This window comes from Hyphomonas sp. GM-8P (assembly GCF_003263315.1).
Taxonomy (GTDB): domain Bacteria; phylum Pseudomonadota; class Alphaproteobacteria; order Caulobacterales; family Hyphomonadaceae; genus Hyphomonas.
Genome location: NZ_AWFE01000065.1, coordinates 44,480 through 67,879, shown reverse-complemented (window position 1 = coordinate 67,879; position 23,400 = coordinate 44,480). Strand labels below are relative to the sequence as shown.

The following is a 23,400-nucleotide window of genomic DNA, read 5'->3' as shown; positions in this document are numbered from 1 at the left end:
ACCACATGCATGCCGGCATGATGCAGGTCGTGTCCGTCCTGCCGTCCACGGACAAGATGCCAATGGACCATGACATGATGGGGCATGACATGCCTATGCAGCACGAAATGCCGATGGATCACGATATGATGGACCACTCCGCCATGGGCCATGACAAGCCTGAGGAGATGAAGTGATGCGCAAGGTGATGTTCGCAGCGCTCGCCGCAATCGCCGTTACGACAAGCGCATCAGCGCAAGCACATGATGATCAGCCGCCGTCTTCTTCTGAAAAGCCCTGGTCACAGGCCGACGCCTATTTCGGAAAGGAAACAATGGCTGATGCCCGCAGGGCGGTTCAGGCCGGAGGCGGCGCACAGAATTCCTTTTATGTTCTGTTCAACCAGCTCGAAGCGCAGTTTTCTGACGAATCGGAATCCCTGTACTGGAACGGCCAGGCCAGTTGGGGCGATGATATCAACAAGCTCTGGATAAAGTCCGAGGGACGTACTTCCCTGAATGGCGACGGTACCGAAGACGCCGAGCTCCAGGCGCTGTATTCCCGCGCAATCTCTCCCTATTGGAACCTTCAAGCCGGCGTGCGGCATGATTTCGAACCCCATGGCCTGACCCATGGCGTACTGGCGCTCCAAGGATTGGCACCCTACTGGTTCGAGATCGATGCCTCGGCTTTTCTCAGTGAAAAAGGTGACCTGACAGCCCGCTTCGAAGCAGAATACGAGTTTCTGCTGACGCAGCGTCTGATTCTGCAGCCCCGCATCGAGGCGAACTTCTCCGCGCAGGACATTGCCGAACGCGAGACCGGCTCAGGCCTGAATTCGATCGATGCAGGCCTGAGGTTGCGATATGAATTCGTCCGGGAACTGGCGCCTTATGTAGGCGTCGAGTGGCAATCTGAATTTGGCGGTTCCCGAGACTATACCAGAGTAGCTGGCGGAGACCCGGACCAGGTGGTCGTGGTGGGCGGTATCCGCACTTGGTTCTGAAGCTGACCGGAGGATCGGATGGCAAACATGAATCACTGGATGCCTGGCGGTGTCGGCGGCCTCATCGTCTGGGGCGGAATCATTCTTTTTGCCGGTCTCCTGCTTCGCTCGCTCCCAGGCCGGAGGCGCGATCCCCCGTCTGATCCGGAAACACCGCTTGAAATTCTCAAACGCCGTTACGCCAGGGGCGAGATCGACCAGGACGAGTTCGAAAGGCGCAAACGCGAGCTCGATGATGCCGGGTGAGCCGGTTTCGAGGGACATGTGCATCCGGCGCGTATCACCTGCCAGAATGAATGGGTTGCCGGCCGCATGCCGAAAGCCCTGACGACCCGGCAACAAGACAGGAGCCCTTCTTGGACGGCCTCATAGAACCGAATATTCACCCCATCCTGGTCCATTTTGCCTACGCCCTCAGCATGACGGCCGCCGCATCCTACCTCCTGTGTCGCGTGTTCCCTTCCGGCCGCTGGACCCAATCCTTGCGGCCCGCGGCAGACTGGTTGCTGGCTTTTGCGGCCGCTTCGATCGTGGTGACCATCGCCGCGGGCTTCCAGGCCTATTATTCGGTCGATCATGATGAGCCGTCGCACATTGCCATGACGACACACCGCAACTGGGCGGTGCCGTCGGGATCGGCCATTCTGCTCCTTGCGGTATGGCGCTGGCGAACCCGCGCAAAATCTGCGTCGGTCCTGTTTGTCGGCGCACTTTCTGCCGCCGCCCTCGCGCTGACCGCGACAGCCTGGTGGGGCGGGAAGATCGTTTACGGATATGGACTTGGCGTGAGGAGTCTGCCCGAGGTCACAGGCCAAGGCCACGATCATCATCATGGTGGCAAGACAGATGAGGCGGCCATCGCTGCCGGGCATGATGAAATGGCGTCTGCGCCAGGCCATGAGCACTCCGATGACGAGATGGACGACGGGCACCATGACGAGATGGCGGAAGGCGGCCACATGGACGGTCCCGGCAGCAATCATGAGGCAGATGCCGGGAGGGTGTCCGGGGCAGCCCAGACCGGCCCGCCCGAATTCGTGGCCGATGCCTTCTCGGCCGCCTTGCGGTCAGGTGATGAAGATGGCTTGCGCGCCATGATGGCACCGGACGCGGTCATCGCGGAGGGCGGACAGGCCGAGCTGTCCTTCGAGGAATATGCCGGCCATCACATGAAATCCGACATGTCCTTCATGACCATGATGAATGTTCAGCTACAGGACCGGAAAGTCTTCCAGGCAGGCGACATGGCGACCGTCATTTCGCAATCGGAGATGAACGGTACATACAAGGGTGAGGCCGTCCACCTCCGGTCCATGGAAACCATGGTTCTCATGCGGAATGAGGACGGTTGGAAAATCACGCATATCCATTGGTCTTCCAGCCCCCTGGATGAAAGCCATGCACACTGACAGGAACTCAACTCGGGGCAACCTGCCGTATCACAAGAGCTGACCCCGGAAAACTCCCATTGGGAACGGGACGAGGGCCACACGTCATGGAAGGAATGCCACAGGTGTTCCAAAGAAAGAGAAGGAGACAGCCATGAAAATCAAACCACTGGGGCATGCCCTATCCATATTCCTGGCCATGACATTTACCCTATGTATTGCCTGGGGCCTCGTCACACCTGCAAGCCTTCACATGCATGCTGCATGGGAATCCCTGCTGCCCGGATTTTCCTTTATTTCCGTTCCGGGTTTCTTCCTTGGACTGATCGAGTCCTATCTCTATGGCTGGTATATCGCGCTGGTTTTTGTCCCGCTCTACAATTATTTCAATCGCGGCAATGTGCGTTCCGGCTGAGAACAACTGCGGAGACCGGAAAGATACGACACCCGTATTGCTTCCCGGTTCGAAAGACAGAGCGTGGCCATTCGCCGCCGCCTCGATTTTCTTTGGGAACACTGTAGTGTTGCGCCAAGAGAGGGTTTGAAAGGATGACGTCATGAAAAAATGGATGGGGGGCCTGTTGGGCGCCACGCTGGTTGCGCTGATTTCGGGACTGGCATGGCTGGCCATTAGCTCCGGGACCGCCAGGGCCGAAACGATGACCGTCTACAAGACACCCTGGTGCGGCTGCTGCACAGCCTGGGTCAAACATCTCCAGCGGGACGGATTCGAAGTGCGTGTAATCGAGCGGGAAGATCTCGCCCCCGTCCGCGCGTCGCTGAGCGTGCCGGACCGGCTTGCCTCCTGCCATACGGCGGAAATTGCCGGATATGCGATCGAAGGACATGTGCCGGCTGCGGACATCAGGCGCCTGATGTCAGAGCGCCCCGATGCAGCCGGCCTGTCGGTTCCCGGTATGCCTCTGGGCTCTCCCGGCATGGAAATGCAGGGCCCTCCAGATGCCTATGATGTTATTCTGTTCGGAAGCGGAACTACCCGCACCTATTCGAGCTATGTCGGACGATTCCCGGCCAGCGAGGCCAGCGAGCCATGACACCGGAGACTTATAAGGAAGGGTCGCTCAGCCTGGCCGGAACCGTTGCCATGGGCACCGGTGTGATGATCGGCGCAGGCATATTTGCCCTGACCGGACAGGTCGCCCAATATTCCGGCCCGGCCTTTCCGCTCGCCTTCCTCCTTGCGGCGGTCATCAGCGGGTTCAGCGCTTACACTTATATCAAGATGTCGGACAAATATCCCTCGTCCGGCGGCATCGCCATGATCCTGCAGAAGGCCTACGGGCCTACAACGGTCGCGGCCGCCAGCGCGCTCCTCATGACGATGTCGATGATCATCAATGAAAGCCTTGTCGCCCGGACCTTCGGCGCCTATTCGCTGCAATTGTTCGACATCGAAAATACGGACACGCTCGTCCCGGTCCTTGCCGTCGGGTTGATCGCGGTTGCATTTCTCGTCAATATTGCCGGAAATAGGATCATTGGCGGCGTCTCGAAGATTGCAGCCGTCCTGAAGGTTGGCGGCATACTGATATTTTCCGGTGCCGCCCTCTGGGCGTCTGGATTTTCCTTCGAAGCCGCGAGCTCTGCGACGGAAGACGGGACCGGTCCCGCCGGCTTCCTCGCCGGTGTCGCACTGGCGGTCCTTGCCTTCAAGGGATTTACGACAATCACCAATAGCGGTGCGGAAGTCAGGAACCCCGGCAGGAATGTCGGGCGCGCCATCATGTGGTCTCTGGCGATTTGTCTTGTCGTCTATATGTCCGTCGCCTTTGCTGTGGGGTCGTCGCTGACGCTGGAAGAAATCGTCGCCGCAAAAGATTTCTCGCTCGCCGAAGCCTCACGTCCCGCCTTTGGTGATCTCGGGGTGGGTTTCACCGTGATTATCGCAATTATCGCGACGGCATCGGGCCTGCTCGCCAGCGTGTTCGCGGTTTCCCGCATGCTGGCAATGCTGACCGACATGAAACTCATTCCTCACAGGCACTTCGGCATGCCGGGCGGGATTCAGAAACACATGCTGGTCTACACCGTTGTTATCGCGGCCATTCTTGCCGCCTTCTTCGACCTCGGCCGGATCGCATCACTTGGGGCGATCTATTATCTTGTCATGGACATTATTATTCACTTTGGCGTGTTGCGCCATCTGCGCGCGGATGTTGGTGCGCGGGCCTGGATCCTTGTCTCGGCAATCCTGTTCGATGCGGCAGCGCTCGGCGCTTTCATCTTTATAAAGGCGACAAGTGATCCCGCGATTATCCTCATTGCCATCGGATCCATGACGGCGATCTTTGCCCTGGAGGCTCTCTATCTTGGCAAGGTCCGCAACAAGGAAGTATCAGGTCATGAAAGTTCGCATGCCCATTAAGCCAGCCTGCCTTTTTGATGTATTCTCCCCATGATGTTGGCCATCTTTCTTACGGCCGCAACATTTATCCTGTCCGGCGCCCTTCACTACTGGATCATGTCCCGCTCCATCCGGCATGCTGACCGCATAACGCTTTTTCCTGGCGGCAGGCTCGTGCTCGTGCTCTGTATCTCGGGAATTGCACATCTTTCAGTCGTTGCACTTTATGCGGCCACCTATGGGGCTGGACTGGCGCTGCACCTTGGCAGCTTTGCCGAACTCAAGCCCTTGCGCGCGATGGATGTGTTCTATTTTTCACTCGTCAGCTATACCTCACTCGGTCTTGGCGACATCGTCCCAACCGGTCACCTTCGGCTGGTAGCCGGCGTAGAGGCCTTGAACGGCTTTCTACTGATCAGTTGCTCGGCCGCCTACCTGTTCCTGTTCATGAGCCATCAGGGCAAGGATGGCGCCAGATGATATCCGGGATTTCATCCGCCCTGACCACGGATAAGGAAAAAATGGTCGCAGCCCGGTCTTTCCGTCTGGGGCCGCAATTGCCCCCGGATCGTACCAGGCTTGCACAGGTTTCAGGATGCCTCGTTGTCGTGAGGACGATCCAGTACCCGTTCACTCCCCAAGCGTACAGCAATCGCCGTAGGCGCTGATGGCAGATACAGTCGAAATTCGAGTAACGGCTTTTGTCAATGACGATGTGGATCGCAGTTCGCGAAGAGTTGTAAGGAAGAGTTAGATATGTGCCTGTCACCAGAAGTCAGTTTCGTCGCCGCAGCCGGCCTGATTCCCGCAGGCATGGTCAGTATGCGTCAGGCGTGGCGCACGGACCGCCATTATCTTCCGCTTGCAACCTTGCCGCTCCTCTTTGGTATTCAGCAATTGGCTGAAGGGGTAGTCTGGGTTGCCGGCGCTGGCCAGAACACGGACCTTATCCTGAGCGCCTCACTCGTCTACATGTTCTTTTCCTGGCTCGCCTGGCCTGTCTGGATTCCCGTGTCGACGTTCACACTGGAGCCGCCGCGCCGGAAGCCCTTGTTCCTCATCTTCGTCATTGTCGGCGCAATGCTCGGAGCATTGCAATATGTGCCTTACTTCGCACATGATGGCTGGCTCCACACACGCTTCCTGCCACATGTGATCGTTTATGAAGGCACCGAACTTCTGGATTTTGTCGGGCGGCGCGAATTCACTTATGTTGTCTATATTTCCGTCGTCATCCTGCCGCTTCTGATCTCGTCCATCCGCGGTGTCCGGATCTTCGGTCTGCTGGCGCTCGGTGTCCTGATTACGACGTATACCTTCTTCTCCTACGCCTATGTGTCGGTGTTCTGCTTCGGCGGCGCCGTCATGTCGGCCTACCTGGTCTGGATGATGTTCAAGGGCGATGGGTCCCGGCCATGGCCTCCCGCACTCCATCCGGTATCGTAGACAAGGGACCGGCCGTGGAAGACCCACCTGTGATCATCGCGGGGGCCGGGATTGCCGGCCTGACCTGCGCGATCATCCTTGCCCGGGCGGGCCGGCAGGTAATCGTCCGGGAGTGGCACAATTCTGTCGGCCATCGCTTCCACGGGGACTTCCAGGGGCTCGAAAACTGGAGTCGCAGCGAGGACGCGATCGACTGGTTCGCGCAGACAGGGATTGAACGGAATTTCAGCACCCACGCAGTTCATGAAGGTGTAGCATTCGACGCCCAGGCAACGGCCTATCCCATTCGAAGCGCCCGCCCGCTTTACTATCTGGTTCGGCGCGGAAGCGAGCCGGGCTGTCTTGATCATGGACTGTTGCAACAGGCCCTGATGGCGGGTGTGGATGTCCGGTTTGGCGACCGGGTCACGGATGCCGGCGGCCAGGACGTGCTTGCGATCGGACCGCGGCGCGCCGATGTCATCGCTGCCGGCTATGTTTTCGAAACCGATTGCCCGGATGGCAACTACATTGCGCTCAACAATTCCCTCGCACCCGGCGGATACGCCTATCTCCTGATACGTCAGGGTCGCGGCACGCTCGCCAGTTGCATGTTTAGCGGGTTCAAGCAGCAGGCTGAATATGTTGCGCGAACGGCAGCGTTCTTTGCCGAAGCCACCGGCCTTGATATGCGCAATGCCCGCCCGTTTGGCGGGTTCGGCAATATAAGGGTTGCGCGCACCGCGATGCAGGGCAAGCGCCCCGTTATTGGCGAGCAAGCCGGATTCCAGGACGCGTTGGCCGGATTCGGCATGGGATATGCGCTTCGCTCCGGACAACTCGCCGCTCAAAGCATCCTCACCGGAGCTACTTATCGGACGCTCTGGCGCCGCGACCTTCGGCCCATGCTGCGAACAGGTATCTCCAATCGCTGCCTGTACGAACTGGCAAACGAGCGCCTGCGCCGCTGGGCCCTGAACCGGCTCAGCAGGACAGACGCCGGGCGCAAACTCGGATCGCTCTACAGGCCCTCCCTCCTGACACAGCTTGTCTATCCCGTCGCAAGATGGCGGCTCGGCAAAGCGCTGAACGATCCGAGCTGCGATCACGAGAACTGCACTTGTGTCTGGTGCCAGCATGGGCTGGGTTAGCGTTCCGGCAGATTGCAGGCTGGCCAATTGAACGCACCGCCCGGCGGTCGGCGACGCGAGTACAGCGATCCCTGTCGCAATCACGCCGCAGACAAGGTTTCATTCAGCTCCCCCTGGGGGCTGACTTAATGTCTGCGCCGTAAAATGTGATCGTGCGCCTCGGCTGCATTGAGCTCCCGCGTTGAATTACCCAGACGGACGAAATATTTCGATGTATCCGACAGAAGCAGGAAGACCGGCGTGTCCGAACGCTCAACCAGAACCCAGCAGATCGTCTTTCCGTCGATCGTCAGAAACCTGCTGCGCACGAGTGGACAGACAGCGCTGCCGAGATAGGTCCTGACGATCCCGATCAGGGCACGTTCGAATTCATCCGCCGTAGGGTTCCGAAGTGTATTCAGATCCGGATCAATCCCGAGAAGTTCGCCGTCATCCGCAACACCTATGAGCAAACGTCCGCCTTCATGATTCATGAAGCCCGCAATGGTTTTGGCGATCACCTGCTCGAGGCTTCTGTTCGTTCGCGATTCCCGGATATCCCAGCGCAAGGTCGACTTGAATTCCGTCCGTTCGTTCTCGCCTCCGGCAATCACACCGGGCAGAGCCATCTGAAGGTCTTCCAGCAAGGCTTCGGTCGTGCGCGCCTGCCGTGAAAGCGCAAGGGTCAGCACCGAAAATACGAGCCCCATAATTGCGCCCAGGGCAGCAAAAATGACATTCATGGCCATGAGGTGGAGCAAGGGCGCGCCGCTGACACGTTCCCAGGCGAACTGGCCGAACCCGGAATACCTGCCTGAAAACAGGGAAGCATACTCCATCCAGACCACGAGCGAGTTTACCGGATGCAGGACCAGAACACCGATGATCCCGCCAAGGGCGGCATAGATCACCAGGTGACGGATTTGCCGGGCTTTCTGGCTCATCCTCTCGTCCTTGAGTGATAGCGGTTCATGCGTCCTCCTTGCCGAAACAGGGATGAGGTTCCTGCAGCATGAAACTGCCGCCTGTGTGTTCCCGGACCCGGGCGCGCAACCGCCTCAATCGGAACATGCGAGGATGGCAGGCTGGCTGTGTTTTCCATGCACACCCCCGGCTTCCAGGTGAATGTCTGGCGTTGCCTGCTGATACGGCCCTGACCGCGCGCGCCCTCAATAGAAACTCCAAGCCGGTGAATTTCATGCAGGCGTGTAACGTCTCGGCATCATTCCCGTCCGTTGACCTGGCACGTACCGGGGCGACCAGGCCTGGCCTTGCCGAAAGGGTCATCGAGCAATGAGGGAACAGATGAACGAACGTCCGGATCGCACGCCCGCCCCTGCGCGGAATACACCGGAAGGCCGCAAGGGGCCTCCCCCGCCCTTCTTCGGGATATTGTCCACAGTCGCCGCATTCGGACTCGGCATGGGTGTCGCCAGCTATCTCAGGGACATCGCGCTCCTGGTCGTCCTGCTCGCCCTGACCGCGACCGTCATCGCGCTGGCGAGAATCACTCGCAGGAGCTCTCCGCGCCCCTTGTGGATGGACGGGATCTACTGGACGAGCTGGCTCATACTGGCGGGCCTCGTCATTCTGATCGCAAGAAGTATCCTGACCTGATCCGTTTGCGGTGCACTACCGGGCCAGCCGGTCGAGCCTCTGTCCCGGATTATCGATCACGACGGCCGGGTCGACCGCAGCGACTGTCTTGTCCGTCTCCGGACAGTCGATGGACCGGATAATATGTCCGAGGACGTTCAGCCTTGCTGCACGCTTGTCATCTGTACGGACCACATACCATGGCGCATGCTCGAAATCCGTCTTCAGGAACATCTCGTCGCGCGCGTTCGTATATTCATCCCATTTTTGCAGGGCCACCGCGTCGATCGGACTCTTCTTCCATTGTTTGAGCGGGTCCCGGTCGCGGTCTTCCAGCCGGGTCTCCTGCTCGGTCCGGCTTATGTCGAGATAGTATTTGAGGATTTGCATCCCGTCATGGACGAGCATCTGCTCGAACGCGCCGACCGTCTCCAGAAACGCAGCCACCTCGGCCTTCCGCGCGAATTTCATCACGCGTTCCACACCCGCTCTGTTGTACCAGGAGCGGTTGAACAAGGCGATCTCTCCATCGGCCGGCAGATGCGGCACATAGCGTTGGAAATACCAGCTCCTCGTGTCCCGGTCGGAGGGCTTGCCAAGGGCAACAACCCGCGTATCCCGCGGGCTGAGATGCTCTGAAATCCGCTTGATGACGCCATCCTTGCCGGCTGCATCGCGCCCTTCGAAAAGAATGAGGATACGATGCCCGTGCCGGATCGCCCGCCTCTGGATCTTGACCAGCTCTACTTGCAACGCCCGGAGATCATGCTTGTAGGCTTTTTTTGACACGCCCCTGGCGTCCTGTTCGTCATCGGACATTCTGGTGGCGCCTTTCCTCATTCAGGCAGGATTTCGTTCGCTTTGAAACAGGTATCGGATCTGGCTGATACAGGTAATCCCGCGTCAGCGGAACCGACTCCTGTCGCTTGCCGAGCTGGAGCTGAAACACATTGTGGACACCGTGCCGGAATGAAAGCTCGCTGCATACCAGGTAGAATTCCCACATCCGTACAAAGCGCGCATCGTGCAAGGCTTCGGCCTCAGCAGCGCGCGCCAGAAAGCGCGCCCGCCAGGCTTTCAGCGTTTCGGCATAGTGAAGGCGGAGGACTTCGATGTCGAGCACCGTCAGACCCGCTTGCTCGATTGCCGGCAGGATCTCCGACAGGGCCGGAATGTAACCGCCCGGAAAGATGTGCCTTGCGATCCAGGGATTGGTTGCACCCGGCCTGCCCGCTCGGCCGATCGTATGGACAAGGGCAACCCCGTCCGGGCTCAGGCGCGCTGCAATCTGTCTGAAATATTCCTGATAGTGGGGCACTCCGACATGCTCGAACATTCCCACCGAGACGATCCTGTCATACTCATCCGTAAGAGACCGGTAATCCTCGATCCGGAACGTGGCCTGGTCGCCGAGCCCTTGATCCGCTGCACGCTTGCGAGCTAACTCGTATTGCTCGCAGGAAAGCGTCACGCCTTCCACGCGAACGTCCTCCGACCGGCAAAGATGCAGGGCCAGGCCGCCCCAGCCGCAACCGATGTCCAGCACCCGGTCGCCAGGTCTGAGGCAAAGCTTGCGGGCGATATGTTCTTTCTTGAGTTCCTGGGCCTGCTCCAGCGTGACCTCAGCATCCGGGAAATAGGCGCAGGAATATTGCATGTCCTCATCCAGGAAGAGGCGATAGAGATCATTCCCGATGTCATAGTGATGAGCTACATTGCGCGCGGATCGCTCTTGCGGATTGAATTGCGCAATCAATCGGGCGCTCTTCCTGAACAGCGCCGGCAACCGTGCTGCCGGAAGTCCGTCTGCCAGGAAGTTCACCCAGAAGAGATCCAGCAGGTCGTAAAGGTCGCCGAATTCAATGGTCAGGCCGCCTGCCATGTAAGCCTCGCCGACCTGCAGTTCCGGATCCAGAAGGATCCGCCGAAGCCAGGCATTCGAGGCGATAGCGATCCGGACCGGCCGGACGCGATAGGATCCGTATCTCGCTGTTTTTCCATCCGGAAACCTGACCTCGATGCATCCCTTGCGGATCGCCCGTTCCAGCCTGTTTCTTGCGATCGCGCCTATGAGTGCCATGCCAGATCTCCGTTGGAGTCCACCTGCCGGTCGCCAGGCGGAACTTATTGACTGATACGGAGAAGACGCCCCGCTCCCTCAACCGTTACAGTCGGGCGGGCGCCACGGACGCCCGATAAGGGGCATGCCGGCCGGATGCGTATGAATATGCAGACTGCCCGCCGATCCCGCGAAAGGAACCAAGGGATGACATCTGACAAGGCGCCATCAAGGCAGCGCAGGCGGGCCGTTGAAGCCGCTCTGACCGAGTCGCACCAGGACCTTTACCGCTTCCTGAAACGGAAGATCGGCAATGACGCGGATGCCAGGGACGTGTTGCAGGACTTCTACGTGAAAGCCCTGACGCGCTTTTCCGACCTGAAGGATGAAGACCGCTTGCGCGGCTGGCTCTCTCAGGTTCTGCGCTCGACAATCGCGGACCATTTCCGTGACAGGAAACGTACCAGCGATTTGCTGGCCAGCTATGCTGCCAATGCGGAGCTTCTCTTCGGCGAAGAGGAACTGGACTTCGTGATCTGTGCCTGTCTCTATAAGATGCTTCCGACGCTCAGTCCCGGCTATGCAGACCTAATCTGGCGGGCAGATCTCATCGGAGAACAAAGATCCGCCATCGCTGAAGACCTCGGCCTCAGCGAAGCCGCCCTTCGGGTGAAGCTGCACCGGGCCCGCCGGGCTATGCGCGAACGCCTTGAACAGACCTGCCATACCTGCCTCGAACACGGATACTTCCAGTGCGCCTGTCAGGGATCCGGCAGCAAGGTGCACAGGTAGGGCCTCGGCGCCTGGACCGATCATGCGCCTCCCGGTGCTGGCAACCGCCCACAAGTCCGGGCAATCGGCTTTTGAGGGGTCAGCATCGCCGACACGTATTTCTGAAAAGCAATCCGGCAACCGCCCTGCACGGGGAAACAAAGCGCATGCAGCGAAGGAAGACCATGATCATTGATCCTGAGATGTCCACACGCACCAAGCCAGGATGCAGGATTGCAACCCGCGCCTGCCGACCCTGTCCCATTACGGAAAAATAGTCAGAATCATGGACCACTCGACCCACACGCATCAGGCAGCCGCCTCTCCCGAAACGGCTAATCCTCACAGCCATCACGCTCACAATGGCGCAGGGCATGCCCATGAGGGTCACAATCACGAGGGCATGATCGCCGATTACCGCCGCAGGTTCTGGATCGTCCTGATCCTGACCGTGCCGATACTGGCTCTGGCTCCGATGATACAGACCTGGCTCGGTCTTCAGGACAGTTTACGCTTTTCCGGTGACCGGATCCTTCTCGCCGCGCTCTCAAGCCTTGTCTTCTTCATCGGCGGCTGGCCCTTCCTGAAAGGATTCTGGCAGGAAATAACCGGGCGCGGGATCGGAATGATGACCCTGATTTCGGTCGCGATCACCACCGCTTATGCCTATTCAGTCGGCATGGTCGCGATCGGCAGCGACGAGACCTTTTTCTGGGAACTTGCCACGCTGATCGCTGTCATGCTGCTGGGGCACTGGATCGAAATGAAATCGGTTCTCGGTGCCGGGCGCGCGCTCGAGAAGCTCGCCAGCCTCATGCCGGATGAAGCCCACCTCCTCGCCGACGACGGCTCTGTCAGGGACGTGTCCGTGTCGACACTGCGCGGCGGCGAACAGCTGCTGATCAAGCCTGGCGAAAAGGTTCCGGCGGACGGCATCATCGTTCATGGCGACTCTTCGCTGAACGAATCCATGCTGACGGGCGAATCGAAGCCTGTATCCAAGAGCATTGATGACCGGGTGATTGGCGGGTCCATCAATGGAGAAGGCTCGCTGACCATCCGGGTCGACAAGACCGGAGACGAGACATTCCTGTCGAGCGTGATCAAGCTCGTCAAGGAAGCCCAGGCCAGCAAGTCCCGGACACAGGACCTCGCCAACTCGGCAGCGAAATGGCTCACCTTCATCGCACTCGGCGGAGGCCTGTCGACCTTCCTGTTCTGGACATTTTTTACCGGACAGGGTTTCGGGTTCGCCATGGCCCGCGCTGTCACGGTCATGGTGATTGCCTGTCCGCACGCGCTCGGCCTTGCTGTGCCGCTGGTCGTCGCGCGCTCGACGGCCATCGCAGCAGGCAATGGGCTGCTCATCCGTGACCGGACGGCGTTCGAGGAGGCCCGCAACATAGATGCCATCATATTCGACAAGACAGGCACACTGACCCGGGGCGAGTTCGGAATCACCGATACGCTCGTCTTCGATACCACCCATTCCGAAGAAGAAATCGTCGCCTATGCCGCTTCGATCGAGGCGCATTCCGAGCACCCGATCGCCCAGGGGATTGTCCGCGACTCAAAACAGGCCTGGCCGGTCGAAAAATTCCGGGCGATCCCCGGCAAGGGGGCCTCCGGCGAGGTGAAAGGACACGAGGTAAAAGTCGTCAGTCCCGGCTACCTGCGTGACCAGGGCATCGGCATGGAAGACCCGCGCTTTGAGGAACTGAGCCGGCAGGGAAAGACCGTCGTCTTTGTCCTGATTGACGACCGGCTCGCCGGGGCCATCGCGCTGGCCGATATCGTTCGCGAGGAATCCCGCGAGGCCATCCGGCACCTTCGGGACATGGGCATCAGATGTATCATGCTGACAGGGGACAACCGGCAGGTGGCTGAATGGGTTGGCCGCGAGATCGGGCTGGACGAAGTCATTGCCGAAGTCCTGCCGGAAGAAAAAGCCGCAAAGGTCCGGGAAGTTCAGTCGCGTGGCCTGATCGTGGCCATGACGGGTGATGGGGTCAACGACGCCCCTGCCCTCGCTCAGGCAAATGTCGGCATTGCAATCGGCGCCGGAACAGACGTTGCCATCGAGACGGCAGACATCATTCTCGTGCGTTCAAGTCCTGCAGACGTCGTCGCCATCATCGAACTTGCACGGGCGACCTATAGGAAAATGATGCAGAACCTCGCCTGGGCAACCGGATACAATACGTTCGCCATTCCGGCAGCCGCAGGCCTTTTCTTCCCGTGGGGCGTGATCCTGACCCCGGCAATCGGCGCCGTGTTCATGTCCGCCAGCACGGTAATCTGCGCCGTCAATGCCCAGCTCCTCAAACTGAACCGGCAGCGGGCAGGCACATGACCCAATTATTCCAGGCGATATCGCGTCGAACCGGCCGCACGCGGTCCAGTGCGCAGTCCTGATGGCAGAGGAGAAACGCCATGCAGAAGGATAATAGATCATTTCGGAACCATCACCCCCGGGGCGGACGCCTCTGGTTGCCGATTATCGCCTTTGGCGGCCTGATCGCCTTCTTCCTGCTCTATGAACACCGGGCGCACATCCCGGCCAACGCGGTCTTCTTTCTGGGGTTCCTGCTCTTCTGCGGCGTGATGCACATGTTCATGCATGGCGGACACGCCGGGCACGGAGCCGGCCATGGCCGGCATGAAGATCGTTTCCTGCCCCCATCAGACAACCAGGAAGGACCCGGCCAATGAACCCGTCCATGGCACAGTCCGAATACGGGCTCTGGTTTCTCGCCGTCCTGAACTCTTTGGTCTTCATTATCTTCGCTTTCAGTTTCGCCAAACCGTCGAGATCCAGGGACTGGACCTCTTTCGGCGCCTTCAGTGCCTTCATCATCGCGCTGTTTACGGAAATGTACGGCTTCCCGCTTTCGATCTACTTTCTTGCGCCCTGGCTTGAATCGAAATTTCCCGACATCAACTGGTTCGCCCACGAGTCCGGACATTTCTGGGAGATGATATTTGGCTGGAAGAGCAATCCGCACTTCGGCCCATTCCACTGGGCGAGCCTCGGTCTCATATTTCTGGGCTTTAGCGTCCTGTCTGCCGCATGGCCTGTCCTGCACGGCGCGCTGCGCTCTGGCACACTCGCGCAAACAGGTATCTATGCCCGTATGCGGCACCCGCAATATGCAGGCTTCGTGCTGATCATGTTCGGTTTCCTCCTGCAGTGGCCAACCGTCCTGACCCTGATCATGTTCCCCATTCTCGTATTCATGTATGTCCGCCTGGCATTGAGGGAAGAACGCGATGCCGAAGCGCAATTCGGAGAGATGTACAGCGCCTATGCGGCTGTTACACCCCGCTTCTGGCCACGCTGGGGACACCTGCAGGACATCGAGCGTGCCCCGCACGAATAAGTGTTGATCACGGCAGGCGCGAATTCATGCTTTTCGCGAAGGGACGGCGTATCAAATGGAGATCGTGACGATATTGCCGTTTTGATAGATATATTCCGGAACGGGAAGGTTGAGAGGCGCCGGTCCCTTCCGGACCCGGCCGGACGTATCATAATGTGACCCATGACAGGGACAATACCATCCGCCATAGTCTCCGACATTTCCCTGATTGGGACCAAGCGGAACGCAGCCAAGATGCGTGCAGACGCCAGAAGTTATCAGAATGGCGGGATTGAGGCCCCCATCCTGATTGGGACGCAGGCGCTCTTCGTCGGTCTCCGGGTCGCGAAGCCGCGAAATATTGACCGCACGGGCTTCGGCGATTTCAACTTCCGTCCTGTGCCGGACGAAAAATGGCTTGCCGCCGATCAGGACCCTCAGCTCGCTACCGACCCTTATCTTTGAAATATCGACATCCAGGGAACTGGAGGCTCGCGTATCCCCGGCGGGGTTCATCTGGTCGACCAGCGGCCAGGCCGCCATCGCGGCCCCACCAAACGCGACAGCACCGGTCGCTACAAAAATGAAGTTCCGCCGCTCGTCGCTTGCAGACATCTCGTCGGTCATTCGGACCACTCCCTTATCCGGCCCGCAGCCCCCTTTGCGGTGGCAGGCCTCAGGTCTTCACGATCCCGATCTCGGTTATGCTTTGCCCCGGAGGGGCGGTCCTGCAATGCACCGGGATCGTGGGGGGAAGGACGCACGGGAACATTGCAGGACCTGACGGCAATGTGTGGGACCATTGCCGCTGTCTCTGTTTTTGCGCCAAACGGTGCCTCATCTATTGAGGACGAGGTCCGGAGCGGACGCAAGATTGCGGTCTGTTGGCCGGGCCTATTGAGTCCCGTCACCGCCCCCCTGACCCTCAGTCTTCGGACAGTGATCGGCGGGGTCATGTTCCTTTGCTTCATGCTTGGCATCGCAATCATCGGCGCCTATCTGGTTCATCTTCGTACCATCCTGGCCCATCATCATGCCATCGCCGTCCATTTTCATGCCGTCATGGTCCATCATCATGCCGTCGCCGCCCATTTTCATGGCGCCGTGATCCATCATGTTGCCGCCTTGCGTCATCATCTGGCCACCGGTCATCTGGCTCTCCATACCGGCCTTGCAATCAGGCATGCCTTCATGGCCCGTCATGCAGGAAGCTCCGCCAGCAGCACCGGATTCGGCGGCGGGCTTGTCGCCATGATCGTGAGAATCGTGACCGCCCTGAGCCAGTGCCACGGGCGATAGGGCGAGCATTGCAACCGCTATCCAGACAGGTTTCATGAGTAAACTCCTTTTCAAACCTCGGGAACGCAAGGGGATGTGCGCTCCTGAAACGTATTACGTCGCATGTGCGTGCGCCCCTCAGGCAGACAGCCTTGCGCACTGCAAATATGTTTCCTGACCGACCAAGGGGTTCCATGACCGGCCCGCACGCGCTTGCCATCCTCGTTATGCTCCTCTGGGCCGGTTGTTATCCGTTTATTGCAATGGGCCTGTCTGATGCGCCTCATCTGACGTTCGCCGCCTTGCGCGCCCTTCTTGCAGGAGGCGGCCTTCTTGCCATTGCCGGTGCACGGAAATGCCGCCTTCCTTCCAGCGCGGCGGAATGGGGGTGGATCTGCCTGACGGGGCTCAGCATGACCAGTCTTGGCTATTTCGGCATGTTCCACGCTTCCGAATTCGTGTCTCCGGGGCTGGCCACCATGATCGAAAGCCTCCAGCCCATGATGACGGCCCTGCTTGCCTTCCTGTTTCTCGGGGAGCGCCCCCGCCTCGTGAACTGGACGGGCCTCGTTCTGGGGGCTGTCGGTGTTTCCCTGGTCGCTGCCCCGAAAATCCTTGCTGCAGGGGGTGACCAGGCCCTGAACGGCATGGGCTTCGTCATGATTGCCACAGGCGGTGTGGCGGCAGGCAATATCGCGATCAAGAATGTGTCCGCCAGCGTCGATGCATCCATGGCCATGGGATTGCAGCTCGTGATTGGCGCCGTGCCTCTGGCCCTGCTTGCAGCATTCGGCCCGGACCCGCTCGCCATCACCTGGTCCGCACGCTTCGCGCTCTCCCTGACAGTCCTGGCACTTCCCGGTACCGCACTGGCCTACTGGCTCTGGCAGAAGGTCCTGCAATCGCTGGACGTCTCAGAAGCGGCCAGCTTCAGCTTCCTGGTACCGCTGATCGGCGTCAGCGCCGGCGCCGCCTTCTTCGGGGAAATCATCGGAGGAAATGTCGCGCTTGGTGCGATGCTGGCCGCGCTTGGACTATATCTCGCGTCCAGCCGGATCCCCCGGACGTCACCCTTACCTGGGCGGCGCGATCACTGATCGGCGGACTCGACCTGCGCCTGGAGGATTTTTCTTGCCCGGTAGACGCGCGTCTCGACGGTTTTGACCGATACGCCGAGAATATCTGCGACCTCGATCTGCGGCAGGTCCTGCAGGACCTGCAGCGTGAACGCCACCCTCAGCTTCTCCGGCAATTCGTCGATCATGGCGGACACGCGTCTCAGCTCATCGTGAATTTCAAAATCGCCCGGGATGTCCGTCCCGTGGTCCGCGATATCCGGACGGTCCGGAACGTCGAGCGGCGCGGCCTGGAAGAAGAAACTCCTTACCGCACGTTTCCTTCCGTGATCGCGCACCTTGTTGAGGGCGATATGATAGATCCATGTCGAAAACTTGCGTGACGGATCATAGCGGTCGATTGACCGCCAGGCGGCCGTGAATGCGTCCTGGAGCACGTCATACGCGTCCTCATCCCCTCGCATGGACCGGTGAATGTAGCGATAGAGCGGCTCCTTGTAGCGGCGCATAAGCTCGGTGAAGGCGCGCTCCTCGCCTCCCGCCGCCGCAATGGCAAGTTCCGCGTCTGTTCGCTCACTATGGGCCACGCGACTATGTCTATTGCTCCTTCAGTGCCCGAACGATTTCCTTGTCGAATGCCTTTGCCTGCTCCTCATCCAGTATCTCGCGCATCTCGAACACATGCTCGATGGTAAGCTTCTGCAGCTCCCCCATGGCCTCGTGAAAATCATCAATCGCCGCCTGGACAGCGGGGGAATTCGCCTTGTCGGTCTCGATCGCGTCGGCGAGCGCGAGATTGGCCGCTCGCAACCTTGCTTCAAGCGCCTTCTTGCGCGCCGCGAACTTGCGTTCAATGACTGCAAGGCGCTGCTCCTGTGCGTCGGAGAGCTCGAGGTCCTTGTGGATCAGGTCATGTAAACTGGAAGCCCGCTGGACCTCCGGCGCCGGGGACCAGTTTCCGGCAAGAAAAACGCCGGTCATGCCTGCGCACAGCGCAACAAAGGAAACGATGATCCAGTGTTCAAGCCGCATAAGCTTTCCTAGCGCAATAAACCGGAAGGCCCGTACGGCGCCTCAATCGAAAACACCGAAAGCTCGTTCGGTCCGGAAGTTCTGGGAACAGAGATGACCCCGACGAAGAGACCGACCGCAAGCGCAACGGCAATGCTGCGGGAGAGCACAGGCATGGCGGAAACCTGGCCATTGGTTGCAACGCCGAAAAGGCCTCCCCTTTGTGTTTCCGTGGCCCGTGCATCGACCCGGGCCCAGACTTCGGGCTCGATATGGCTGAGGTCGCGATCGGCCGGCAGGGCCTTGATCCCCGCGATGAGGGCGTCGAGATCCTTGTTCATGGCGCTCTCCTTTCAGATAGCAAGATTAGGGAGGATTACGTATTGCCCTGTACGCGGCAGTTTCAACACCCCCTCATGAATCTACTGCTAATAATTGGTATGCATCGACAAGCGTCCTTGCAATCAGCTGACTGCACGGGCTGTACCGAACCGCCAGATTGCCTGTTTGCAGGAATTTCGTCGCTTGGCGAGAGGGAGACATGACGCAAATGAGGAAAAAAATCACAGAACTCGACCCGGCCCGCAGGCCACTGCGATTTGCCCTCTCCTATGTCCTCGTCCTGACTGTCGTCAATCTCGTCTGGGAAATCGCGCAATTGCCGCTTTATACCCTCTGGACCGAAGCCTCGTTGGCCGAAAAGACTTTCGCGATCCTTCATTGCACGATCGGGGACGGGCTGATCGGGTCAGCAACGCTTGCCCTGGCTCGGCTTGCCTTCGGCGGGCGGCACTGGCCCGCGCAGCACTACTGGCGCGTTGCGCTGGCAGCGACGCTTCTGGGGATTGCCTATCTCATTTTTAGTGAGTGGCTGAATGTCAGCCTGCGCGGCAGCTGGGCCTATCGGGACGCCATGCCGACAGTCGGTCCCCTGGCCACAGGCCTTGCCCCGCTCCTGCAATGGGTCATCCTGCCACCATTGGTTTTCCTGCTGACGCGCAAGGCGCGGCTTTTCTGAACGACTGACGGTCTGCACAAGCGGCTGTTGCCTGGGAATTGCCCTGTTTTGGTCCGGTACGGGCGGGATCTGGTCCGGAAGCCTTTTGCTACCCGGCATGAGGGGAAGAGGGAGGCACGGCGTATGTGTGATTGTTGGCGGCGCATGAGGCGCACAAGGCAATTGGAACCCGGCGAATCATGACAGCACATTGGCAGGACGGATATGGCGTGATCGTCCACACGGAAGAAACCCGTCTGCGCCTTGAAGACATTCTGCATTCGGCCCGGCGCGGCGAGCTGGCCCTGACCGAGCCGCAGGCAGAAAGCGTGCTGGCAGCAACCGACCGGCTGGCAAATGCGGCGATGTGGCTCGTCGCGCACATGACTTACGCCCGCCGGGTCGATCTGTCCGGAAACCCTCTTTCAGCCGAGGATTTCAAGCCGTCTCCCGAAGGCCACACCGGCGGCTCGCTGAACATGGCGATCGCCTTTGCGGGCTACCTTGCAGCCAACGCCCTGAGCGGACACACACGCGCCTGGACACTTGGCCAGGGCCATTGCGTGGCCGCGATCGAAGCGGTCAACACACTCACGGGCGATGTATCCGCTTCGCAGCGCGGCCGGTATGACCGCAGCGAAGCCGGACTGACCCGGCTCGTCCGCGATTTTTACAGCTATGCCATGACGTCCGATGGAAAGCCGGCCGTTCCCCTTGGAAGCCACGTTAATCCAAATACGGCCGGCGGCCTCTCGGAAGGCGGGTACCTCGGCTTTGCAAGCCTGCAATATATCCATATGCCGTTGCCTGGGGAACGCCTGGTGGCATTTCTGAGCGATGGCGCGTTCGAGGAGCAGCGCGGATCCGACTGGGCACCGAGATGGTGGCGCGCCTCCGACAGCGGCTTTGCCATTCCGGCGATGGTCCTCAATGGGAGGCGGATCGAACAACGAACGGAAATCTCCCAGGAAGGCGGTCTCGACTGGCTGGTTCGCCACCTTGAACTGGGCGGGTTTGACCCGATCATCCTGGATGGTCACGATCCCCTGTCCTATGCCTGGGGCATCCTTGAAGCCGAAAAGCGGCTGGCCGGACTTGCAGGCGCCGATGGCCCCTATCCAGCAAGGCTCCCCTATCTCATAGCACCTTGCGTAAAGGGTTACGGTTTCCCGGGCGCCGGGACCAACCGGGCCCATAACCTCCCTCTCGCCGGCAACCCCCATACCGACCCCGCAGCGCGAGCGGCCTTCAATGAAGGGGCAAGGGCGCTCTTCACACCACATGATGTTCTGGATGACGCAATCCGCTCACTGAGCACCCACAAGGCGCAAGAGCGAGCGCCGGAAAGCCGGAACGCCTGCGCCGTTCGAAATGTACCGGGCCCGCACCTTCCTCCACACGCGGCGGCAGGGTCCGGAAGCGAGCCCCCGGCCTGCGCCATGGACGGCATCGACCGGTGTTTCGCCGGCATTGCGGGCGCCAATCCGCACCTGCGCATCCGGGTTGCGAACCCCGACGAGCTTCGCTCGAATCACATGCCGCTCACGCTGGAACTGCTGAAACACCGGGTCAACGTCCCCGAACCTGGCACGCCGGAAGACATCAATGGCTCGATCATTACCGCGTTGAACGAAGAAGCCGTCATCTCGGCTGTGCTCGGCAACAAGGCCGGACTGAACCTGGCGGTCAGTTATGAAGCCTTCGCCATGAAAATGCTGGGCGCCCTGCGGCAGGAAATCATCTTTGCGCGCCGCCAGAAGGAACTCGGCCAGCCCCCCGGCTGGATCAGTGTCCCCCTGATCGCGACATCCCACACCTGGGAGAACGCCAAGAACGAGCAATCTCATCAGGATCCGACCCTGCCCGAAGCCCTGCTCGGCGAGATGTCCGATACGGCGCGTGTCATCTTTCCGGTCGACGCAAACAGCGCCGCGGAAGCCCTCCACAGTGTCTATCGCGGACGTGGCGAAATCGCCTGTCTTGTCATTCCCAAACGGCAGGTCGGCGATCTGCTCTCTCAGGAACAGGCCGCCGATGCTCTCAGGATCGGCGCCATCCGGATTGCCGGAGACCTCGAATCCGCACGCGTCCAGTTCGTCGCCATCGGCGCCTACCAGGCGGTCGAGGCGCTTGCGGCCCATGACCGGCTGGCCGGGCGCGGCGTGGCCTCCTGCGTCACCCTGGTGCTTGAACCCGGTCGGTTCCGTTCCGGCCGGGACCCGATCGAAACGGGCAGCACCGCACCGGATCATATTGTCCGCGCCCTGTTCCCGACCGGCCTGCCCCGCATACTCCTGACCCATACCCGGCCGGAACCCATGACCGGCCTGCTCAGACGTATCGACGAAGGCCCCGGCCGGCTGCGGGCGCTCGGATATCTCTCACGAGGCGGTACACTGGATGTACCAGGAATGCTGTTTGCCAATCGCTGTACCTGGGCCCACGCGGTCGACGCGGCCATGACGATCGCCGGTCTCCGGCAGACCGGCCTGCTCACGGAAGATGAGCGCCGCGCCATTGAAGGTAACGGCGACCCGTCCGTGCTGAAACAGGTTTTACCCATCCACCGAACGGAGACCGTGCAATGACTCTGACCCTGACGAGCCTTGGGGGAGCGGGAACCGTTACAGGTTCGCGCCACCTTCTCGAACATGACGGACAGCGCCTGCTGATCGATTGCGGCCTGTTCCAGGGATTCAAGGGCTTGCGGGAGCGCAACTGGGCGCCCTTCCCCGTCGACCCGTCCTCGATCGACGCCATTGTCCTGACGCACGCCCATATCGACCATAGCGGCTATCTGCCAAAACTGGTCAGGGAAGGCTATCGTGGCCCGATCTACTGTTCCGGGGCGACGAAGGACCTTTGCGAAATTCTTCTGCGCGACAGCGCATATATATCCGAGCGGGACGCCGAACGCGCAAACCGCTATCGCTACACAAAGCATGAGCCGGCAAAGCCGCTTTACACGGTGGCGGATGCCGAAGCTGCAATCGCGCAATTGGTGCCGGTTGCGTTCCATACAGATATCGCGCTCGACATCGGAGCCCGCGTCTACATGCGGCGCGCAGGCCATATTCTCGGCGCCTCCACGCTGGAAGTGAAATGGGGCGGGAAGACGATTGTCTTTTCCGGGGACCTCGGACGATATGATGACCCGTTCATGTTCGATCCCGAACCCGTCCGCAAGGCCGACTATGCCGTTATCGAGTCCACCTATGGGGACCGGACCCACCCGAAGACCGACCCCATGGAGCAGCTTGGCGAGGTCATCGGCCGTACCGTCGGCCGCGGCGGGACGGTCGTCATTCCGGCTTTTGCCGTCGGACGCGCCCAGCTGCTTCTCTATCATATCTGGATGCTGAAGAAGGCCGGACGCTTTGCAAACGTCGCGATCTATCTCGACAGCCCCATGGCCATCAACGCGACCGAGCTTCTTTGCGCCCACCTCGATGATCACAGATTTACACCCGATGTGTGCATGGAGACCTGCAACATTGCCAGTTATGCGCGTGACGTCGAAGCCTCCAAGGCGATCACAAGCGACCGCATGCCAAAGGTGGTGATCGCAGCGAGCGGCATGATGACCGGCGGCCGGGTCCTGCATCATGTCGAAGCCTTTGGCGGGGACCGGAAGAACACGATCCTGTTCGCGGGCTACCAGGCGGCCGGGACGCGCGGCGCAAAGATCCTCGAAGGTGCCAGGTCAGTTCGCATGTTCGGCAAGGAAGTTGAGATTAGAGCGGAAATCGCCAGCCTCCCCGCCTTGTCAGCCCATGCCGATGCCGATGAACTGATAAAATGGCTGGATGGCTTTGCGGCCCCGCCAGCCAGGACATTTATCGTTCACGGGGAACCGGAAGCCTCCAGCCATTTCCATGACAGGATACAGGAGGACCTGGGCTGGCCCAGCGATGTTGTCCGCATAGATCATACCTACGATCTCGCAGGAGGTGCTTGATC

The 23,400-nt window shown here is 60.0% G+C and carries 26 protein-coding genes; 18 read left to right on the top strand and 8 right to left on the bottom strand.

What is annotated here, in order from left to right:
• The first annotated feature begins 175 nt into the window (after positions 1–175).
• The 9 genes from HY26_RS08560 to HY26_RS08520 all read left to right on the top strand — a co-directional run bounded on the left by HY26_RS08560 (position 176) and on the right by HY26_RS08520 (position 7,314).
• The gene (locus HY26_RS08560; protein ID WP_051597325.1) at positions 176–985 is read left to right on the top strand and encodes a copper resistance protein B; all 810 of its coding nucleotides are present in this window, start codon (positions 176–178) and stop codon (positions 983–985) included.
• A gap of 18 nt (positions 986–1,003) precedes the next feature.
• Positions 1,004–1,231 carry an SHOCT domain-containing protein gene (locus HY26_RS08555; RefSeq protein ID WP_035578389.1) on the top strand — a complete coding sequence of 76 codons (228 nt, stop codon included), beginning with the start codon at positions 1,004–1,006 and terminating at the stop codon, positions 1,229–1,231.
• A gap of 110 nt (positions 1,232–1,341) precedes the next feature.
• A complete protein-coding gene (locus tag HY26_RS08550) occupies positions 1,342–2,394 on the top strand; it encodes a nuclear transport factor 2 family protein (protein ID WP_146740200.1) in 1,053 nt (350 codons plus the stop codon).
• A 133-nt stretch (positions 2,395–2,527) separates the two neighbouring features.
• Complete coding sequence (locus HY26_RS08545; protein ID WP_034767291.1) at positions 2,528–2,788, top strand: DUF5676 family membrane protein; 261 nt, start codon at positions 2,528–2,530, stop codon at positions 2,786–2,788.
• A gap of 142 nt (positions 2,789–2,930) precedes the next feature.
• The gene (locus HY26_RS08540) at positions 2,931–3,428 is read left to right on the top strand and encodes a DUF411 domain-containing protein (protein ID WP_035578383.1); all 498 of its coding nucleotides are present in this window, start codon (positions 2,931–2,933) and stop codon (positions 3,426–3,428) included.
• A complete protein-coding gene (locus HY26_RS08535; protein WP_035578380.1) occupies positions 3,425–4,759 on the top strand; it encodes an APC family permease in 1,335 nt (444 codons plus the stop codon). Before HY26_RS08540 ends, HY26_RS08535 begins: the two co-directional genes overlap by 4 nt.
• A 30-nt stretch (positions 4,760–4,789) precedes the next feature.
• Positions 4,790–5,218 (top strand): potassium channel family protein, encoded by a 429-nt coding sequence (locus tag HY26_RS08530; RefSeq protein WP_035578377.1) that lies wholly within the window; start codon positions 4,790–4,792, stop codon positions 5,216–5,218.
• 276 nt (positions 5,219–5,494) lie between these two features.
• The gene (locus HY26_RS08525; protein ID WP_112073392.1) at positions 5,495–6,184 is read left to right on the top strand and encodes a DUF6629 family protein; all 690 of its coding nucleotides are present in this window, start codon (positions 5,495–5,497) and stop codon (positions 6,182–6,184) included.
• Complete coding sequence (locus HY26_RS08520; protein ID WP_112061273.1) at positions 6,154–7,314, top strand: NAD(P)/FAD-dependent oxidoreductase; 1,161 nt, start codon at positions 6,154–6,156, stop codon at positions 7,312–7,314. The genes HY26_RS08525 and HY26_RS08520 overlap by 31 nt, the downstream gene beginning before the upstream one ends.
• Before the next feature lie 125 nt (positions 7,315–7,439).
• Here HY26_RS08520 and HY26_RS08515 read toward each other — a convergent pair whose 3' ends face one another.
• Positions 7,440–8,237, bottom strand: coding sequence for a helix-turn-helix domain-containing protein (locus HY26_RS08515; RefSeq protein WP_035578372.1), 798 nt, complete (start codon positions 8,235–8,237; stop codon positions 7,440–7,442).
• 361 nt (positions 8,238–8,598) lie between these two features.
• On the opposite strand from HY26_RS08515, the gene HY26_RS08510 reads away from it, so the two are divergent.
• Entirely contained in the window at positions 8,599–8,910 is a 312-nt protein-coding gene (locus HY26_RS08510) for a hypothetical protein (RefSeq protein ID WP_035578370.1), read from the top strand.
• 15 nt (positions 8,911–8,925) lie between these two features.
• Here HY26_RS08510 and ppk2 read toward each other — a convergent pair whose 3' ends face one another.
• Together ppk2 and HY26_RS08500 are read right to left on the bottom strand one after the other, a co-directional pair.
• Positions 8,926–9,708 carry a polyphosphate kinase 2 gene (gene ppk2, locus HY26_RS08505; protein WP_051597322.1) on the bottom strand — a complete coding sequence of 261 codons (783 nt, stop codon included), beginning with the start codon at positions 9,706–9,708 and terminating at the stop codon, positions 8,926–8,928.
• A complete protein-coding gene (locus tag HY26_RS08500; RefSeq protein WP_051597321.1) occupies positions 9,698–10,969 on the bottom strand; it encodes a cyclopropane-fatty-acyl-phospholipid synthase family protein in 1,272 nt (423 codons plus the stop codon). The genes ppk2 and HY26_RS08500 overlap by 11 nt, the downstream gene beginning before the upstream one ends.
• Before the next feature lie 186 nt (positions 10,970–11,155).
• Between HY26_RS08500 and HY26_RS08495 the strand changes: the two genes are divergently transcribed.
• The 4 genes from HY26_RS08495 to HY26_RS08480 all read left to right on the top strand — a co-directional run bounded on the left by HY26_RS08495 (position 11,156) and on the right by HY26_RS08480 (position 15,099).
• Positions 11,156–11,740 carry a sigma-70 family RNA polymerase sigma factor gene (locus tag HY26_RS08495; RefSeq protein ID WP_158531454.1) on the top strand — a complete coding sequence of 195 codons (585 nt, stop codon included), beginning with the start codon at positions 11,156–11,158 and terminating at the stop codon, positions 11,738–11,740.
• 265 nt (positions 11,741–12,005) lie between these two features.
• Positions 12,006–14,072 carry a copper-translocating P-type ATPase gene (locus HY26_RS08490; protein WP_034767306.1) on the top strand — a complete coding sequence of 689 codons (2,067 nt, stop codon included), beginning with the start codon at positions 12,006–12,008 and terminating at the stop codon, positions 14,070–14,072.
• Positions 14,073–14,152: 80 nt separating this feature from the next.
• A complete protein-coding gene (locus HY26_RS19410) occupies positions 14,153–14,431 on the top strand; it encodes a DUF2933 domain-containing protein (protein WP_081814501.1) in 279 nt (92 codons plus the stop codon).
• Positions 14,428–15,099 (top strand): isoprenylcysteine carboxylmethyltransferase family protein, encoded by a 672-nt coding sequence (locus HY26_RS08480; RefSeq protein WP_233351577.1) that lies wholly within the window; start codon positions 14,428–14,430, stop codon positions 15,097–15,099. Before HY26_RS19410 ends, HY26_RS08480 begins: the two co-directional genes overlap by 4 nt.
• Positions 15,100–15,150: 51 nt before the next feature.
• On the opposite strand, the gene petA is transcribed toward HY26_RS08480, so the two are convergent.
• Complete coding sequence (gene petA, locus HY26_RS08475) at positions 15,151–15,705, bottom strand: ubiquinol-cytochrome c reductase iron-sulfur subunit (RefSeq protein ID WP_112073390.1); 555 nt, start codon at positions 15,703–15,705, stop codon at positions 15,151–15,153.
• A 267-nt stretch (positions 15,706–15,972) separates the two neighbouring features.
• Positions 15,973–16,413 carry a hypothetical protein gene (locus HY26_RS08470; protein WP_112073389.1) on the bottom strand — a complete coding sequence of 147 codons (441 nt, stop codon included), beginning with the start codon at positions 16,411–16,413 and terminating at the stop codon, positions 15,973–15,975.
• Between the two features lie 137 nt (positions 16,414–16,550).
• On the opposite strand from HY26_RS08470, the gene HY26_RS08465 reads away from it, so the two are divergent.
• Complete coding sequence (locus HY26_RS08465) at positions 16,551–17,453, top strand: DMT family transporter (protein WP_112073388.1); 903 nt, start codon at positions 16,551–16,553, stop codon at positions 17,451–17,453.
• On the opposite strand, the gene HY26_RS08460 is transcribed toward HY26_RS08465, so the two are convergent.
• The 3 genes from HY26_RS08460 to HY26_RS08450 are packed head-to-tail and all read right to left on the bottom strand — an operon-like array spanning position 17,447 to position 18,784.
• The gene (locus HY26_RS08460; protein ID WP_112073387.1) at positions 17,447–18,019 is read right to left on the bottom strand and encodes an RNA polymerase sigma factor; all 573 of its coding nucleotides are present in this window, start codon (positions 18,017–18,019) and stop codon (positions 17,447–17,449) included. The genes HY26_RS08465 and HY26_RS08460 overlap by 7 nt on opposite strands.
• A gap of 10 nt (positions 18,020–18,029) precedes the next feature.
• Positions 18,030–18,464 (bottom strand): Spy/CpxP family protein refolding chaperone, encoded by a 435-nt coding sequence (locus tag HY26_RS08455; RefSeq protein ID WP_112073386.1) that lies wholly within the window; start codon positions 18,462–18,464, stop codon positions 18,030–18,032.
• Positions 18,465–18,472: 8 nt separating this feature from the next.
• Positions 18,473–18,784 (bottom strand): hypothetical protein, encoded by a 312-nt coding sequence (locus HY26_RS08450; protein ID WP_112073385.1) that lies wholly within the window; start codon positions 18,782–18,784, stop codon positions 18,473–18,475.
• A 209-nt stretch (positions 18,785–18,993) separates the two neighbouring features.
• Between HY26_RS08450 and HY26_RS08445 the strand changes: the two genes are divergently transcribed.
• The 3 genes from HY26_RS08445 (at position 18,994) to HY26_RS08435 (ending at position 23,398) form a co-directional block, all read left to right on the top strand.
• Entirely contained in the window at positions 18,994–19,461 is a 468-nt protein-coding gene (locus tag HY26_RS08445; RefSeq protein WP_112073384.1) for a hypothetical protein, read from the top strand.
• A gap of 179 nt (positions 19,462–19,640) precedes the next feature.
• Positions 19,641–22,028 (top strand): xylulose 5-phosphate 3-epimerase, encoded by a 2,388-nt coding sequence (locus HY26_RS08440; protein WP_112073383.1) that lies wholly within the window; start codon positions 19,641–19,643, stop codon positions 22,026–22,028.
• On the top strand, positions 22,025–23,398 hold the full coding sequence (locus HY26_RS08435; protein WP_112073382.1) for an MBL fold metallo-hydrolase RNA specificity domain-containing protein: 1,374 nt from the start codon (positions 22,025–22,027) through the stop codon (positions 23,396–23,398). The genes HY26_RS08440 and HY26_RS08435 overlap by 4 nt, the downstream gene beginning before the upstream one ends.
• Positions 23,399–23,400 lie beyond the last annotated feature (2 nt).

What these genes read in the sequence shown, in the direction of transcription:
- ppk2 (WP_051597322.1), bottom strand. Translation starts at nt 9,708, where the DNA reads ATGTCCGATGACGAACAGGACGCCAGGGGCGTGTCAAAAAAAGCCTAC.
- HY26_RS08470 (WP_112073389.1), bottom strand. Translation starts at nt 16,413, where the DNA reads ATGAAACCTGTCTGGATAGCGGTTGCAATGCTCGCCCTATCGCCCGTG.
- HY26_RS19410 (WP_081814501.1), top strand. Translation starts at nt 14,153, where the DNA reads ATGCAGAAGGATAATAGATCATTTCGGAACCATCACCCCCGGGGCGGA.
- HY26_RS08525 (WP_112073392.1), top strand. Translation starts at nt 5,495, where the DNA reads ATGTGCCTGTCACCAGAAGTCAGTTTCGTCGCCGCAGCCGGCCTGATT.
- HY26_RS08515 (WP_035578372.1), bottom strand. Translation starts at nt 8,237, where the DNA reads ATGAGCCAGAAAGCCCGGCAAATCCGTCACCTGGTGATCTATGCCGCC.
- HY26_RS08560 (WP_051597325.1), top strand. Translation starts at nt 176, where the DNA reads ATGCGCAAGGTGATGTTCGCAGCGCTCGCCGCAATCGCCGTTACGACA.
- HY26_RS08545 (WP_034767291.1), top strand. Translation starts at nt 2,528, where the DNA reads ATGAAAATCAAACCACTGGGGCATGCCCTATCCATATTCCTGGCCATG.
- HY26_RS08435 (WP_112073382.1), top strand. Translation starts at nt 22,025, where the DNA reads ATGACTCTGACCCTGACGAGCCTTGGGGGAGCGGGAACCGTTACAGGT.
- HY26_RS08490 (WP_034767306.1), top strand. Translation starts at nt 12,006, where the DNA reads ATGGACCACTCGACCCACACGCATCAGGCAGCCGCCTCTCCCGAAACG.
- HY26_RS08540 (WP_035578383.1), top strand. Translation starts at nt 2,931, where the DNA reads ATGAAAAAATGGATGGGGGGCCTGTTGGGCGCCACGCTGGTTGCGCTG.
- HY26_RS08555 (WP_035578389.1), top strand. Translation starts at nt 1,004, where the DNA reads ATGGCAAACATGAATCACTGGATGCCTGGCGGTGTCGGCGGCCTCATC.
- HY26_RS08480 (WP_233351577.1), top strand. Translation starts at nt 14,428, where the DNA reads ATGAACCCGTCCATGGCACAGTCCGAATACGGGCTCTGGTTTCTCGCC.
- HY26_RS08510 (WP_035578370.1), top strand. Translation starts at nt 8,599, where the DNA reads ATGAACGAACGTCCGGATCGCACGCCCGCCCCTGCGCGGAATACACCG.
- HY26_RS08450 (WP_112073385.1), bottom strand. Translation starts at nt 18,784, where the DNA reads ATGAACAAGGATCTCGACGCCCTCATCGCGGGGATCAAGGCCCTGCCG.
- HY26_RS08465 (WP_112073388.1), top strand. Translation starts at nt 16,551, where the DNA reads ATGACCGGCCCGCACGCGCTTGCCATCCTCGTTATGCTCCTCTGGGCC.
- HY26_RS08520 (WP_112061273.1), top strand. Translation starts at nt 6,154, where the DNA reads ATGGCCTCCCGCACTCCATCCGGTATCGTAGACAAGGGACCGGCCGTG.
- HY26_RS08455 (WP_112073386.1), bottom strand. Translation starts at nt 18,464, where the DNA reads ATGCGGCTTGAACACTGGATCATCGTTTCCTTTGTTGCGCTGTGCGCA.
- HY26_RS08495 (WP_158531454.1), top strand. Translation starts at nt 11,156, where the DNA reads ATGACATCTGACAAGGCGCCATCAAGGCAGCGCAGGCGGGCCGTTGAA.
- petA (WP_112073390.1), bottom strand. Translation starts at nt 15,705, where the DNA reads ATGACCGACGAGATGTCTGCAAGCGACGAGCGGCGGAACTTCATTTTT.
- HY26_RS08440 (WP_112073383.1), top strand. Translation starts at nt 19,641, where the DNA reads ATGACAGCACATTGGCAGGACGGATATGGCGTGATCGTCCACACGGAA.
- HY26_RS08535 (WP_035578380.1), top strand. Translation starts at nt 3,425, where the DNA reads ATGACACCGGAGACTTATAAGGAAGGGTCGCTCAGCCTGGCCGGAACC.
- HY26_RS08445 (WP_112073384.1), top strand. Translation starts at nt 18,994, where the DNA reads ATGAGGAAAAAAATCACAGAACTCGACCCGGCCCGCAGGCCACTGCGA.
- HY26_RS08500 (WP_051597321.1), bottom strand. Translation starts at nt 10,969, where the DNA reads ATGGCACTCATAGGCGCGATCGCAAGAAACAGGCTGGAACGGGCGATC.
- HY26_RS08530 (WP_035578377.1), top strand. Translation starts at nt 4,790, where the DNA reads ATGATGTTGGCCATCTTTCTTACGGCCGCAACATTTATCCTGTCCGGC.